Source organism: Oricola nitratireducens (assembly GCF_014904745.1).
Taxonomy (GTDB): Bacteria; Pseudomonadota; Alphaproteobacteria; order Rhizobiales; family Rhizobiaceae; genus Oricola; species Oricola nitratireducens.
The window spans coordinates 11,684-26,586 of sequence record NZ_JACZCS010000034.1 but is presented as its reverse complement, the minus strand read 5'-3'; the positions used below and the strand labels follow the sequence as shown (position 1 = coordinate 26,586).

General features: G+C 63.1%; 12 protein-coding genes. 2 read left to right on the top strand and 10 right to left on the bottom strand.

The window, feature by feature from the left end:
• Positions 1-3: 3 nt before the first annotated feature.
• From IG169_RS16565 to IG169_RS16545, 5 genes are read right to left on the bottom strand one after another with little or no spacing between them, the layout of a single operon-like run.
• On the bottom strand, positions 4-1,410 hold the full coding sequence (locus IG169_RS16565) for an FAD-binding oxidoreductase (protein WP_193177351.1): 1,407 nt from the start codon (positions 1,408-1,410) through the stop codon (positions 4-6).
• Positions 1,411-1,413: 3 nt separating this feature from the next.
• Positions 1,414-2,712 (bottom strand): cytosine deaminase, encoded by a 1,299-nt coding sequence (locus IG169_RS16560; protein ID WP_428982258.1) that lies wholly within the window; start codon positions 2,710-2,712, stop codon positions 1,414-1,416.
• A gap of 14 nt (positions 2,713-2,726) precedes the next feature.
• A complete protein-coding gene (locus tag IG169_RS16555) occupies positions 2,727-3,596 on the bottom strand; it encodes an ABC transporter permease (RefSeq protein ID WP_193177349.1) in 870 nt (289 codons plus the stop codon).
• Positions 3,583-4,392, bottom strand: coding sequence for an ABC transporter ATP-binding protein (locus tag IG169_RS16550; protein ID WP_193177348.1), 810 nt, complete (start codon positions 4,390-4,392; stop codon positions 3,583-3,585). Before IG169_RS16550 ends, IG169_RS16555 begins: the two co-directional genes overlap by 14 nt.
• Positions 4,393-4,425: 33 nt before the next feature.
• Complete coding sequence (locus IG169_RS16545; RefSeq protein ID WP_193177347.1) at positions 4,426-5,421, bottom strand: ABC transporter substrate-binding protein; 996 nt, start codon at positions 5,419-5,421, stop codon at positions 4,426-4,428.
• Positions 5,422-5,660: 239 nt separating this feature from the next.
• On the opposite strand from IG169_RS16545, the gene IG169_RS16540 reads away from it, so the two are divergent.
• Entirely contained in the window at positions 5,661-6,059 is a 399-nt protein-coding gene (locus IG169_RS16540; protein WP_193177346.1) for a RidA family protein, read from the top strand.
• Positions 6,059-6,856: a creatininase family protein gene (locus IG169_RS16535; RefSeq protein ID WP_193177345.1), complete on the top strand. Its 798-nt coding sequence runs from the start codon at positions 6,059-6,061 to the stop codon at positions 6,854-6,856. Before IG169_RS16540 ends, IG169_RS16535 begins: the two co-directional genes overlap by 1 nt.
• A gap of 7 nt (positions 6,857-6,863) precedes the next feature.
• Here IG169_RS16535 and cueR read toward each other — a convergent pair whose 3' ends face one another.
• The 5 genes from cueR to IG169_RS16510 all read right to left on the bottom strand — a co-directional run bounded on the left by cueR (position 6,864) and on the right by IG169_RS16510 (position 14,813).
• Positions 6,864-7,256: a Cu(I)-responsive transcriptional regulator gene (gene cueR / locus IG169_RS16530; protein WP_193177344.1), complete on the bottom strand. Its 393-nt coding sequence runs from the start codon at positions 7,254-7,256 to the stop codon at positions 6,864-6,866.
• A 10-nt stretch (positions 7,257-7,266) separates the two neighbouring features.
• Positions 7,267-9,648: a heavy metal translocating P-type ATPase gene (locus IG169_RS16525; protein ID WP_193177343.1), complete on the bottom strand. Its 2,382-nt coding sequence runs from the start codon at positions 9,646-9,648 to the stop codon at positions 7,267-7,269.
• A 527-nt stretch (positions 9,649-10,175) separates the two neighbouring features.
• Positions 10,176-10,463, bottom strand: a complete 288-nt coding sequence (locus IG169_RS16520) for a hypothetical protein (RefSeq protein ID WP_193177342.1) — start codon at positions 10,461-10,463, stop codon at positions 10,176-10,178.
• Positions 10,464-10,645: 182 nt separating this feature from the next.
• Positions 10,646-13,789, bottom strand: coding sequence for an autotransporter outer membrane beta-barrel domain-containing protein (locus tag IG169_RS16515; protein WP_193177341.1), 3,144 nt, complete (start codon positions 13,787-13,789; stop codon positions 10,646-10,648).
• A 91-nt stretch (positions 13,790-13,880) separates the two neighbouring features.
• A complete protein-coding gene (locus IG169_RS16510) occupies positions 13,881-14,813 on the bottom strand; it encodes a helix-turn-helix transcriptional regulator (protein WP_193177340.1) in 933 nt (310 codons plus the stop codon).
• Positions 14,814-14,903 lie beyond the last annotated feature (90 nt).

Here is a 14,903-nt window from a genome sequence, read left to right as displayed (position 1 = left end):
GTCTCAACCCGCTTTCTGCAGTCCCTTGAACAGCCAGACGGCGCCGCTGTCGAAGTCGTAATCCGGATTTTCCCAGGCGATCATCTTGCCCGGATTGAGCAATCCCCTGGGGTCCGCCTCGCGCTTGAAGGCAAGCTGGATCTCGTCCGTCTGCTTCATGCCGCCCTCTTCCAGCGTGTAGCGATGCGGATTGAAGATCGGCGCGCCTTCGCGATTGAACGTCTCGATGATCTCGTCGAGCCGTTCCTCCGTGGAATACCGCACCATCGGCAGACCGAAACAGGTGATGTCGCCGTCGAAGCGCACGAATTCGAGATGATCGATCACCTCGCCCTCGAACATTTCGTGCAGCTTCGAGACCAGCGCGAGCTGGTCCGGGAACGGATAGAGCACCTGCAGATAGGTGATCGCCGGGTCGACGCGCAGGCCGCGCAGCGTCGTGTGGTTCCACGCGAGCTCGTAGGCGACGGGCAGGCCGCGAAGGTCCTCTTCGGCCAGTTCCGACCGGTTGAAGGCGATACGTCCGCCCTCGCGGCGCGTGAAGGCAAGGAACGCATCGAGCGATTGCGGCGCCACCATGCAGATGACGGTGTTCTCGCCTTCCTTGAGGAATTTCTGATGCCGCTTGAAATAGTCGAACGGCGCCGGCGCCGCGACGACCGTGTTCAGCTTCAACAGGATGCCGTCCTGGCGGCCGAGCGCATTGGCGTAGGTCGCCGCCTCCATGAAATCGTCGAAGGCGACGATCACGTCGACCCAGTCATAGGCCGCCGTCAGCGGCAGTTCGACCTCGGTGATGATGCCGTTGGTGCCGTAGGCGTGCGTGACCTTGTGCAGGTCCTCGCCGGTCAGCTCGAGGGCGCGCGGCTCCTCTTCCATCGTGACGACGCGCAACCGGATGACATTGCCGAAGTCGCGCAAGCCGCCCCAGCGCGTCGACCCGACGCCGCCCGAGCCGCCGGCGATGAAACCGCCGACCGTCGCCGTATGCGCCGTGGAAGGATGCATCCGCATCTCCTGGCCGGACTCGAAACGAGCCGCCTTGTCGAGGTCGGAGCAGATCACCCCGGGACCGACAACCGCCCTGCCCGGCGCGATTTCACGGATCTCGTTCATGTCGGCGAGCGACAAAACCACGCCGCCGGACAGCGGCATCGCCTGGCCGTAATTTCCGGTTCCCGTGCCGCGCGGCGTCACCGGCACACCGTGCCTGTAGCAGGCCTTCAGGACGCGGATCAATTCGGCTTCTGTTTTGGGCGAGACGACGAGATCGCCGGTCACGGCTTCGAGGCGCTCCTTTAGCACCGGCGAATACCAGTAGAAGTCCCGGCTCTTCTGCTGGACGATCTTCTCGTTGTCCTCGATCCTGATGCCTTCGATATCCGCTCTCAGCGCCTGCAAATCGGCCATGTCCTACTCCATTAAACGGTCAAGTTCCTCGTAGGCGGGCAGCGCGCGGTCGACGACCGCCCCGTTGCGCACGACGATGCGCCCGCTTTCCGGCCGCGACAGCACTTCCGTCCAGGAGCGTCCCTCGCAGATCACGAAATCCGCCGGTCCGCCTTCCGCAAGCTTGCCGTAGCTGTCGTCCAGTCCCATCGCTCGCGCCGGATTGGCGAGAACCGTCTTCGGCCAGTCGGCGACAGGATGATCGAAATGGATGGTGCGCGTCGCCATGCGGTAGACCTCGATCATGTCGAGATCGCCATAGGCGTAGAACGGATCGCGCGTATTGTCCGAGGCGACGCAGACATTGATGCCGCGCGCCTTCATCTCGTGCAGTAGCGTCACCCCGCGCCAGCGCGGCGTCGCGCCGTCGGACCTACGGTCCTGCAGGTACATGTTGCACATCGGCAGCGAGACGACCGAGATGTTCCTGGCGGCGACCGCATCGAGCGTGCGCAAAACTTCCGCGTCGGGCTGGCGCGCCAGCGAGCAGCAATGGCCGATCAGGATACGGCCGTCATAGCCGTGCCGCGCCGCCGCTTCGGCGATCCTGCGCAGCGACACCGCCTCGACAGCGTCCGTCTCGTCTGCATGGAAATCAAGTTCCAGCCCGTGATCGAGCGCGGCCCGGAACATCCGGTCGAGCAATTCGTCGAGGTCCGGCACCATGTAGGTGACGGCGCCGAGCACGCCGCCCGCCGCCTTCACCCGCGCGACCAGATTGTCGAACCATGCTTCGTCGCGCGCCGAGTCGATCCCGAACAGGCACGCCGCCTGCAGGTCGATCCGGCCGGCCCAGCGCTCGCGCATCATCTCGAAGACCGGCCACGAAATCGTCTCCTGCGGCGGCAACGAATCGAGATGGGTGCGGATCGCCCTGGTGCCGTAGGCCCAGGCGCATTTCAGCGCGAACTCCATGCGCGCCTCGACATCGGCGGCCGACCAATTGGTCATGCGGTCCGCCCCGACCGCCTCCAGCGCACCGGGAAAGGAACCGTCCGGATTGGGCTTGCGCGGCCAGATATGGCCCTTGTCGAGATGGGTGTGGCAATCGATGAAGGCCGGCATGACGACCCGGCGGCGCATGTCGTTTTCCGCGCCGGCGCTGTCATCCGTCGACGGCGCGATCGCCGCGATGCGCCCATCGGCGACGGTCAGGTCGTAAAGGCCGAAACCCTCGCTGTCGTGGCGCGCGGCGCCGCCATCGACCCAGGACGAATGCAGATGTACGCGATGCAGCGTGAAACCCTTGCCGCTGGAAACGATCGGACCACCAGACATCAATGCTCCTGTTTCAGCGCGCTTTCGTGCCAGCGGCGCAGGATCCGGTTGGAAATCCAGGTCAGCACGAGGAAGATGAGGATGCCGGTGAACGATATCAGGATCAAAGCCGCAAAAAGCCGCGGCGCGTTCAGCCGGTAACCGGCCTCGATGATCCGGCTCGCGAGGCCCGAGGATTGACCCGACGTGCCGGCCACGAATTCCGCCACGACGGCGCCGATCAGCGCCAGACCGCCGGCGATTTTCAGCCCGCCGAGAAAATACGGCATCGATGCCGGCAGGCGCAGGTGCCACAATGTCTGCCAGCGGGACGCGCCGTTCAGCTTGAACAGGTCGAGCAGGTTGCGATCGACCGAGTTCAGCCCCAGCGTCGTGTTCGACAGGATCGGGAAGAAGGCGACGATCCACGCGCACAGCAGAAGCTTCGCCGTCTGGTTGTCGACATAGATGTTGATCAGCGGAAAGATCGCCACGATCGGCGTTACCTGCAAAATGACGGCGAAGGGAAAAAAGCTCATCTCCACCCATTTCGACTGGGTGAACAGCACCGACAGCCCAACCCCGCCCAGCACCGCCAGAAGAAGCGACAGGAAGGTGATCTTCAGTGTCGTCAGAAGCGAGGAGAACAAAAGCCCCCGGTCCGTGATCAGCGTCGCCAGCACCTCGCCCGGGCGCGGCAGGATGTAGCGCGGGATCTCGTTCCAGACGCAGATCCGGTCCCACATGATGATCGCCAGAACCATGATCAGCATCGGAAACAGCCACCGGCCGGTCTTCTCCAGCCTGCGCGCGCGGGCACGCCGCGCCTCCTCGGCGTCGATAGGCACCTCTTCATGCGCCGCATGCGACCGCGTGTCAGTGAAGGACATCGGGATGCGCCCCCTCGCCGTCTTCGATGCCCATCGCCGCCCGAAGGATCGACGACGCCTTGCGGGTCAGATGGGCGTAATCCTCCGACGTTCTGAACTGCTCGTCGCGCGGATAAGGTGCGTCGACCTCCATCTCACCGTAAACGCGGCCCGGATGTGCCGCCATGACCACGATGCGGTTCGACAGGAACACGCTCTCGAACACGCTGTGCGTCACGAAGATGACGGTGAAGCGCTCCTGCTCCCACAAGGCCAGAAGATCGCTGTTGAGCTGGAAACGCGTGATCTCGTCGAGAGCGGCGAAGGGCTCGTCCATCAGCAGGAGACGCGGCCGCGTGACGAGGCCGCGCGCGATCGAGACGCGCATTTTCATGCCGCCCGACAATTCGCGCGGCACCGCATTCTCGAAGCCGGTCAGGTTGACCTGCGCCAGCACTTCGCTCACCTGCGGCGTCGCCTCGGCGCGCGAAACGCCCTGCAGCCTCAGCGGCAGCCAGACATTCTCGAACACCGTCGCCCACGGCATCAGCGTCGGCTCCTGGAAGACGAAGCCGACATCGCTCTTGCCCATCGGCGGGCCGCGCCAGTCGAGCAGGCCGGAGGTCGGCGAGGACAGCCCGGCCACCAGCCGCAGCGCCGTCGACTTGCCGCAGCCCGACGGTCCGAGCAGGCTCAGGAAATCGCCGTGATTGATGGTCATGTTGACGTCGCGCAGCGCCACGACGTCATTTCCGAAAGTCTTGCCGACGGACCGCAGGATCAACTGCGGTCCGTCAGTGGCTGCCGCTTGGGCCATTCGTACATCCACGCGTAACTACCTGTCGCAGCGTTACTTTTTCAGGTCGAGCCCGACGCCCTGGTTCACGAAGTCCAGCGTATAGGCCTTCTTGATGTCGAGGCCGTCGCCGATGGCGCCCGCCTTGACCAGCTTGGCATAGTAGTCGGCCATGCGCTCGTCGTTCATGGCGCCGATGCCCATGGTCTCCGTCTCGCCGGAATCGACGATGCCGAAATCCTTCAACTGCTTGATCGAGAAGGCGATCTGTTCATCCGTCATGTCCGGATTGTCCTTCTTGATCATCTCGTTGGCGGCCGTGTTGTCGCCGTAGAGATAATTGTACCAGCCCTTGGCCGAGCCTTCGACGAAGCATTTGACCACTTCCGGACGTTCGTCGATCGTCTTCTGCATCGTCTCGATCGTCGTGGCGTAGGTGCTCCAGCCATTGTCGGCGAGCAGGAACACATTGGGCTTGAAGCCGCCTTCGCGTTCGACGGCGAACGGCTCCGACGTGACGTAGCCCTGCTGGACGGATTTCGGATTGGCGATGAAGGGCGCCGGGTTGAAGGTGTAGGGAACGCGCTTGGACGCGTCGAAGCCGAATTCCGCGACCATCCACTGGAAGAAGGTCTGGTTGCCCTCGTCACCGAGGATGAACTGGTCGGCCTTCTTCAGGTCTTCCCAGGTGTCGAGCCCCTGACCGGGATGCGACATCAGGACCTGCGGATCCTTCTGGAAATCGGCGGCGACGACCTTCAGCGGAATGTCCTGCTCGACGGCCGAGAAGGCCTGCAGCATGTTGCCGCCCATGTAGAAATCGATCTTGCCTGCCAGAAGCAGCGGCCGGCCGGAAACCTGCGGCCCACCCTGCATGATCTCGACGTCGAGGCCGCATGCGGCGTAGGTGCCGTCGGCAACCGACTGGTAGTAGCCGCCGTGCTCCGGTTCGGCGAGCCAGTTCGTGCCGAAGACCACCTTCTCGGCCGCGGTGGCCTGCGTGGACAGCACCGCGAGGACGGCCGTAGTTGCCAGTAGGATCCGTTTCATGTTCACACCTCTGTTTGCTGGGGGCATGGGCGATTTGCCATGCTTCTGTTCCTCGGAATGCAATGCAAGAGATATGCCAGCCATGCCGGCATGTTGGCGGCCGAATATTCCATGTGATCGCGGCGTTACCTCCTCGCAGCAAGCACAGTTTTATCGCAAGTTGCCCAAAAATGCAGCACGCTTGTCTTTGCCCACGCGCTTTGCATTATGGGGCGTCAAATCCGAAGCGGAGTGCCCCCTTGTTCACCCATCTGACGCCGGCGTCGATCCGGCCGCCCTTCGCCAAATACAGCCATGGCGTCGAGGTTTCCGAAGGCATGCGGCTGGTCTTGTGTTCCGGCCAGCTGGGCATCGGCCCCGACGACGCGATTCCCGCCGGCACCGAAGCCCAGGCACGATTGTGTTTCGCCAATATCGAGGCAATTCTAACGGAAGCCGGGATGACGTTGGATAACATCGTGCGCATCAACGCCTATGTCACCGGACGCGAACATCTGAAACCCTATATGGCCGTGCGTGACGAACTGTTTTCCGAACCCGCCCCGGCCTCGACGCTGATGATCGTCTCGGGCTTTGCCCGCGAGGAATTCACGGTCGAGATCGAGGCGGTCGCGGCCGCACCGGCAAGGAGCGCATGATGAGCCGACATTTCTGGTGGAGCGACCGCACCACGCGCGACTTCGAGGGCCTCGACCCGGACGCGGTCGTCGCGGTCCTGCCGATCGCCGCGACCGAGCAGCACGGCCCGCATCTGCCGGTCTCGACCGACCACACGATCATGGCCGGCATGCTGGAGACCGTCTCGCCGCTCGTCCCGGACGATCTCGATGTCCGCGTCCTGCCGATCCAGGCCGTCGGCAAGTCGAACGAACACATCCGTTCGCCCGGCACCCTGACGATCTCGGCGACCACGCTGATCGACCACTGGTGCGACCTCGGCGCATCCGTCGCCCGCGCCGGCATCCGCAAGCTGGTGATCGTCAACTCGCATGGCGGCAACGAGGAGATCATGGGCATCGTCGCGCGCGAATTGCGGGTGCGCCATGACATGCTGGTCGCCAAGACGTCCTGGATGCGCTTCGGCGTCCCGGACGGGCTCTATGGCGATTACGAGCGCAAATACGGCATCCATGGCGGCGACGTCGAAACCTCGCTGATGCTGCATTTCCGGCCCGAAACCGTGAAGATGGACAAGGCGGAAAATTTCCCCTCGCGCGTTGCCGACGCGCAGGAGACATTCAGCCATATCGCCCATACCGGCACCCACGCCTTCGCCTGGATCGCGCAGGACGTAAACCCAGGCGGCGCGGTCGGGGAAGCCGCCAAGGCGACCGCCGAGAAGGGAAAACTCACAGCCGAACACCAGGCGCGCGGCTTCGTCAAACTCCTCGCCGACATGCGCAAGGCGAAACTCGCCGAGTGGCTGGCCGGCTGACGCCTCCTCAGGCGTGCTCCCCCGCGAGATCGTCGATGATCGGGCAATCCGGCCGGCCGTCGCCGTGGCAGTGCTTCGCCAATGTCGCGAGCGTGTCGCGCAGCGATTGCAGCTCCGCGATCTTGCGGTCGATCTCGGCGACCTTTTCCAGCGCCACGGCCTTCACGTCGGCGCTAGCCCGGTTCTTGTCGTCATAGAGCGACAGCAGCAGCCGGCATTCGTCGATCGTGAAGCCGAGGCTGCGCGAACGCTGCAGGAAGCGCAGGCGGTGGACGTCCTTGTCCGAATAGTCGCGGTAACCGTTCTCCGCCCGTCCCGGCGACAACAGCCCGATCTCCTCGTAGTAGCGGATCGTCTTGGGTGGCAGGTTCGCCTGTTCGGCGGCCGTTCCGATATTCATGCCGTCCTCCTCAAAGCTTCAGCGAGCGCAGGCGCAGCGCGTTGGAGATGACCGAGACCGACGACAGGCTCATCGCCACCGCCGCGATCATCGGCGACAGCAGCGTGCCGGTCAGCGGATAGAGGATGCCGGCCGCGACCGGGACCCCGATCGAGTTGTAGGCGAAGGCGAAGAACAGATTCTGCTTGATGTTGGCAAGCGTCGATTGCGCCAGTTTCCTCGCCTTGACGATGCCTTGCAGATCGCCCTTGAGAAGCGTGATGCCGGCGCTTTCGACCGCGACGTCGGCGCCGGTGCCCATCGCGATGCCGACATCGGCCGCCGCCAGCGCCGGCGCGTCGTTGACGCCGTCGCCGGCCATGGCGACCCTGGCGCCCCTGGCGTGCAGTGCGTCGACCAGCGCCTTCTTGTCCTCCGGCAGCACGCCGGCGCGCACCTCGTCGATGCCGAGATGGGCGGCGACGGCTTTTGCCGTGCGCTCGTTGTCGCCGGTCGCCATGATGATGCGCAGGCCGGCGTCGTGCAGCGCCCTGATCGCATCGGCAGTGGTTTCCTTCACCGGGTCGGCGACCGCCACGATGCCGGCGACCGCTCCGTCGACGGCAACGAACATCGCCGTCTTGCCCTCGGTCCGCAACGCGTCCGCGCGCTCCGTCGCGGCGCCGGCTTCGATCTCCTCGGCCTGCATCATCGCGCCGTTACCGAGCGCGACCGCCTTGCCGCCAACCGTGCCCTTGACGCCTCGGCCGGTGACCGCCTCGAAACCGGAAGCGGCCTCGAGCTTGATCCCCCGCTCTTCCGCCCCGGCGACGATCGCCTCGGCGAGCGGGTGCTCGGAGCCCTTCTCCAGCGCCGCGGCGAAGGCCAGCACGTCGTCTTCGCTCGCATCGCCGAGCGCCACCACGTCGGTCAGCTTCGGCCGGCCCTCGGTCAGCGTGCCGGTCTTGTCGACGACCACCGTGTCGACTTTCGCCATGCGTTCCAGAGCGCCGGCCTCCTTGACGAGGACGCCCGCCTGCGCGCCGCGCCCGGTCGCCGTCATGATCGACATCGGCGTCGCCAGCCCGAGGGCGCAGGGACAGGCGATGATCAGCACCGAGACCGCCGAGACGATGGCGAAGACGAAGGCCGGCTGCGGGCCCCACACCATCCATGAGATGAAGGCGATGATCGCGACCGCAACCACCGTCGGCACGAAATACGACGCCACGCGGTCGGCCAGCCCCTGGATCGGCGCGCGCGAGCGCTGCGCCGCGGCGACCATCTCGACGATATGCGCCAGCATGGTGTCTTCGCCGACCTTGGCCGCCTCGATGACGAGCGTACCGTTCTTGTTTAGCGTGCCGCCGGTGACGTTATCGCCTTCTTCCTTTTCGACCGGCAGCGGCTCGCCGGTGAGCATGCTCTCGTCGACGGACGAATGGCCTTCGCGCACGACCGCGTCGACGGGCACGCTTTCGCCCGGCCGGACCCGCATCAGGTCGCCCTCGATGATGTTTTCGAGCGGCACGTCATATTCGTCGCCGTCGGGCGTGATCCGCCGCGCCGTCTTCGGCGCCAGATCGAGCAGCGCCTTGATCGCGTCGCCGGTGCGTTCACGGGCGCGCAATTCCAGCACCTGGCCGACGAAGACGAGCGCGATGATCACCACCGACGCCTCGAAATAGACCGGCACATGGCCGCCTTCCATCAGCATCCGCGCCGGGAACAGTTCCGGCATGAAGGTGCCGACCACGCTGTAGGCATAGGCCGCCGCGACGCCGAGCATGATCAGCGTCCACATGTTGAAATTGCGCGTCTTCAGCGACGTCCAGCCGCGATGGAAGAACGGTCGCGCCGCCCACAGCACGACCGGCGTCGCCAGCAGGAATTCCAGGTAGACGGCGATCCGCTCGCCGATCCATTCGCGCACCGGCAGGCCGATCATCGGGCCCATCGTCAGGATCAGCAGCGGGATCGCCGCGCCGGCGCTCACCCACAGCCGGCGCGTGAAGTCGATCAGCTCGTGGTTCGGCTCGTCGGAAACGCCGCTCATCGGCTCCAGCGCCATGCCGCAGATCGGGCAGGTTCCGGGCCCCTCCTGGACGATTTCCGGGTCCATCGGGCAGGTGTAGAGCGCGTTTTTCGGCGCCGCCTTTTTCTTTTTCCTGTTGTTGCCCGACAAATAGAAATACGGGTCCGCCTCGAAGCGGTCGTGGCACTTCGGATTGCAGAAATGGTACTCGGTGCCCTTGTAGGTCAGCGACGGCTTTCCAATGCCGAGCTTCACCGTCATCCCGCAGACGGGATCGATCGCGGTCTCGCCCGCAGGCGCCGCGCCCCCGGCTTTCGCCGAACCGCAGCAACTGCCGTCGCTCTTGTGCTCGTGATGCGAATGATCGTGTGTGCCCATGGGTCAAACCTTCCAGTCTTTGTAACCCCTAGATAGGGCTTCCAGTAACTGGAAGGTCAAGCGGTATCATTACCGCGGGAGGGAAAGGCCACGCATCAACATCGCCGCACCTCGTTTTCGAGACCGGATTGTCAAACAACAGGAAGACGGGCGGTCGGAGGATCGCTCTGTCTAATGTGTATGTGCGGTCCTTCGACCGCCCGCTCGGTGGTCTTGCGGTTGCGATCCCGTCTTCGAGGGACGCCTTCCGCCCTGGCTTGGGGCTCATCACCAGACCGCGGCACGCTCCCGCAGCCAGCCAGGCACCGGCCCGCTCCCCGTTGCCGGTGCGCATCCGGGCTTCCTTCGAGAGGACGCGGGAAAGGATAGGGGAGGATTGGAGGCGTTGGATATGCAAACCGGACGGGCGGGCAGAAATGATTTGAAATCAATGCGCTTAGGGGAAAGGCTGATTCGGTTTATGCAACGAAATAGCATTGATTATCGACAGGAGATGCCGAAATGCGGTGAAAGGCCGGATTCGCGCTTTACCCGAGTATCGTGATGAAACGAGCGTTCGAATGGCTGCTTCGTGCCCTCATTGCGGCCATCCTCGACAGGCGAAACGTAGACCAAAAGCGGATGCCCACCTGCCCGAACTTCAAAGACCCGCGCGTGACGGTGTCATAGGAAATGTCAATGCCGCGCTCTGCGAGCAGGTCTTCCACATCGCGGAAGCTCAGCGGAAAGGGCAGCCATATTTTATGTGACAATGCCGTGCAGGCTATCCGCCAGTCGCCATGGCCCTCGCGCAGGTGGGAGGCGTTGCCGGGCACGCCTATCTCCTGGGCGAAGGATCTCGAAGCGGAGAGGGTGCGAGCGGCACCGGCGGTAAGGCCGAACCTTGTGCCGGGCATGGGTATGATCTTCATGTCTAGAAGGAAAGACGCCAGCCGCCTCAACAATTGGGCCGGCGGGCGCAGGTCTTGCGTGAGTGCGCGCGAGACTCTGCCGGCACTCAGAACCGCACGTTCAGACTGAGATTGGCGGAATGGTCCGCCACCCCCGAGCCGAACAGGCCGCCATAGGCAAGGCCCAGCGTGGCACTGTCGGTCAGGTTCACGTCGAACCCGGCATCAAGCACCAGGGTGTCCTGCGCCAGCGGCACGCCCGCGATGGTGAAGGCATTGCCGCCCGAGGCGAAGCGCATCTGCGAGGTTGGAGTGCCGCCGAACGCATGCCGCCAGCCCACCACCCCGCGTAGCGTGGCATCCATGCCGCTGAGCGACACATCGGTATCGGCCCTCAAGCCAAGGGTGGTGAAGGTCGCATCGACGGTGTTGGACGCCACGGTGAGTGCTGCCGCGCCGCCGGTCTCGGTGTAACCGTCGGCGTTGAGGTTCACATAGGCAAGATTGGCGAAGGGTTCGATGCGGGCATTGCCGACATCAATAGTGTAGGCCGCCTCGGTATAGGCCTGGAAGGTGCGGGCATTGTAGGACGCCGACAGGCTGTCGGAAAAGCCGGTGAAGGCCACCGAGCGGGACGTGCTGAGAGCGTTCCAGCCATAGGCTGCACCGCCCTTCAACGAGAAGGCATTCCAGCTCCCGCCCGCATAGGTCCCAAGTGTGTAGCTGTCCACAATGCCCGAAGACATGCGGTCCGCGACACTGACACCGGAACGGGAATAGCCACCCATCAGGCCGAGGGTGATATCATCAGCGATCTCGGCGTCCGCTCCCATGAACACCCCACCGATAGAGCGGTTGAGGGTTGCCGCATTGCCATCGCCACCCCACTGGCTCCACGAGCCGAAGCCTTGCGCCCAGATATTGGTGCCTTCAGGAGTCTCCCGTACCGCCTGACCGGCATTGCTGCGCGTCCCACCGAGTGCCACGCGCAACCGCTCCAGCGCCGCCTCGCGGGCAAAGCGGCTGTCCTCAACCAGCACCGTCTTCGCACTGGCGTGGATCTCACCCGAAAGCCGGTCGAACGCACCGGGGGCTTCAGTATCGGATAGCGCAAGCACGGCGTTGAAAACACTGTTGCCCGCACCGAGCGAGAAGGCACCATCTCCCGTCGCGCACTGGTTGGCCGTCATGCCAGCCAGGCAGAAGCTGGTCGCTTCCGACGAAGTCAAAAAGACATTGCCTGGGTCGTAAGAGAGCGCGAAATCGAGGAAGGCATACGCATCGCTCACGGCGTCGAACTCTCCGGTTACCCCGCCGCCCGCAGCCAGAATGGTATAGGTGGTGCCGGGCGTGTAGGTACTGCCGTCTTCGCCGATATTTTCCGGCGTTACAAATACCGTGCCGCCATTGATGGTGGCAATGCCAGTGACGTTAAGAAGGTCATTATTGACGCCTGCAAGATTGCCTGGATTGTTGAGTTCAACTTCAAAGACTGATCCGGCATTGAAATTGGCGGAAGCCGCCGTCATAAGGCCAACGGAATTGCCTGGCGCCAGCGTTCCCCCGGAATTGATGGTGACGGCACCCGCCGTGCCATCGCCGCCAAACGTGCCGCCGGTAACCAGTACATCGCCAATCGTACCCAAATTGCGCAATGTGCCGTTGGAGACCGTGGTGCCCCCCGTATAGGTGTTGAGGCCGCGCAAGACCGTTGTCCCAGAGCCGATATGATTGACTACGGTCGAACCGGTTATGGAGATATTGGTGCCAGCCACCGTGCCATTACTGGTAAAGAAGTAATCGGCATCGCTATGATTGAAATTGATCACCGCGGTGCCGGAACCGCCATCAACCACAAGGGCGTCGACCACGCCCGCCGCACCGCCGCCCCCGGTACCGATATTGAGTGTGCCGGTGGTCGCTGCGGCATTGGCCAATGTCAACTGGCCGGAGCCAACGACGACCCCCCCGCCATCGGAGAGCGTGAGCGTGCCATCGCCCTGCCACCCGATGTAATTTCCGCCGGTTGTGGTCCAATTGGAACCGGCGCCCTCAATATTGACTGTACCGACGCCTTCCGGCGTGGCCGCAACATAACCCGCCGAACTATTGACCGTGCCGCCGCCGGTAATATTGAGCGTGCCTTCGCCCCAATTGCCCACGCGCAAGTTATTAGCGTTATTCCAGGTCGCGGCATCAACACTCACGGTCCCGACACCATCGGCATCGGCGCCGATCCTGGCCACGGTGCTGTTCACCGTGCCGCTGTTGGTAATGTTGATTTCGCCGGTGCCGGACTCGCCGATAGTCAGAATAGCGTTGTTCCAGACAGACCCCACACCACGCACATTGGCGATGCCGCTGCTATCCGCCGCGCTGCCGACAATCGCATTGCCGTTGGTGACGGCACCGCCCCCCGAAATATCAAGCCTGCCTGCGCCGTCATTACCGACATCGAGGGTGTTGGCGATATTCCAGGCCGCGTCATCCACGGTGACCTGACCAAACCCTGTGTCTGAAGCGCCAATAACGCCCGAGTTGCTGCTGACCGCGCCCTGATTGGAAATGCCCAGCAAGCCCTGCCCGTGATCGCCGACATAGAGGCTGGCCGAACTTGTCCAAGTCGATCCGAATCCATCGACATTGACATGGCCAAGACTGCCCTCAAGCTCGCCGATGCGCGCCGTGCTGTTATTCACAACGCCGCTATTCGTGATATTCAGCGTGGCCTCACCAGCGTTTCCGACAATCAGGCCACCGCTATTGTCCCAAGTGGCATTGTTACCGTTCACGTTGACAACGCCCTCGCTACCAGCCTCATCACCAATATAGGCGGAACCATTTTCAACCACCGCGCCATCGGTAATATGCAGATTGCCCGCGCCGCCAACCCCGACATAGAGCGGGGAATTCAGAAGGTCCCATGTCGAGCCAGGATCATCGACCGTTACCGTGCCGGTGCTGAACATGCCGATACGCCCTGTATCACTGCCGACGCCACCACCATTGGTGACGGTCAACATGCCCGCGCCGCTATCGCCGATCGTCAGATCATCGCCGACGTTCCACGGGTCCGGTCGCGTGCCGCCGCCTCCGCCGATGACAGTCTCGTTGGCGCCGCCTTCAATGACCTGCTGCGCATATGCCGGATGACTGGCAAACAGACCCAAGGCAGTCGATGTCAACAGCGCCCCCAATGTAATATTCAGGCGCTTTCCACCTGCGGCGGTGAATGAACTTCCACTGGTCATCGACATGGTTCCTCAATGCTTTGCCTCGCGGCATGAGGAATAGCTCGTCGCGAATATTCAGACTTGGGGGATGCGGCAGGGGTGAGAGCCGCTATCGGATTGTCGAGGCCGAGTGCTTTTCCTGCGAGATCCTGCGCTGATCAGATGGCGTCATTCCGTAGCGGCGGCGAAATGCCTGATTGAACCACGACAGGTCACTGAAACCAGCTCTGAAAGCGATTGCCGTTATTGTGAGTTCACACAATCGGGGGTCGGAGAGCATCTTGTTGGCTCGCCCGAGTTTTGTGGCAAGCACGTGATCGGTGAAATTTGTACCGAAAGCGTAAAACAGATCGCGGATGGCGCGAGGGCGCCGGCCATGCCGTCGTGCCAACCAGCCAAGAGAGAGATCCGGATTGTCGAGATTTTCCTCGATATCGGCCTTGATCCGTGCGAACTGTGCTGCCCGCGCGCTATCCTTTGCCACTTCGGCCGCATCGCGGGTGGGGCCGAGCGCGAGGATGAAGAGATCGGTCAGCGTCTTCCTAGCCTGGAGGAGCGTCCCTTTGTCGAGCGGCCCGATGTTGCTCGCCAGCGTCTTCGCATAACCGCACAAGAGGTTGAGCGCGGCGGATTGTGGCACGCCGCGATAAAGGGCATCATCGAGGTCGTTGACAGAATCGGAGACTTCTGCGCGCGGGACGCAGATGACCTGATTGTCGCTCCCCAGCGACCAGGAGTGATAACTTTCCTCATTTCCCCACAGTTGGGCGTACCCTCCTGCATGTAAGACAACGTCATCCAGCCCGTGACGCCGGTCAGGAAAACGCATCTGGATCGTTCCCCCTCCGCGGGGAACCAGCAGACACAGATCGTCATTTCCGTCCATTGTGGCGTGTTTTTTCCGGCGCGATACAGCGGCACCTGACAGCCATTGGGAACTGACAAATGCGCCCGGCAAAACGCGTAGCGAAAAATCCAAAGCCAGTCGCTCATCTGCGTGCCGGTCTATGGCAAAGGTGAGGTACGGTTCGATGACCTCCATCAGCTTGTCCGTTTCACATGGCCCAGCAGCCGCAGCCGCCACTCGATAAAAGCCCCCCGCCGTCAAATTCAATCACTCCATTTGGGATGC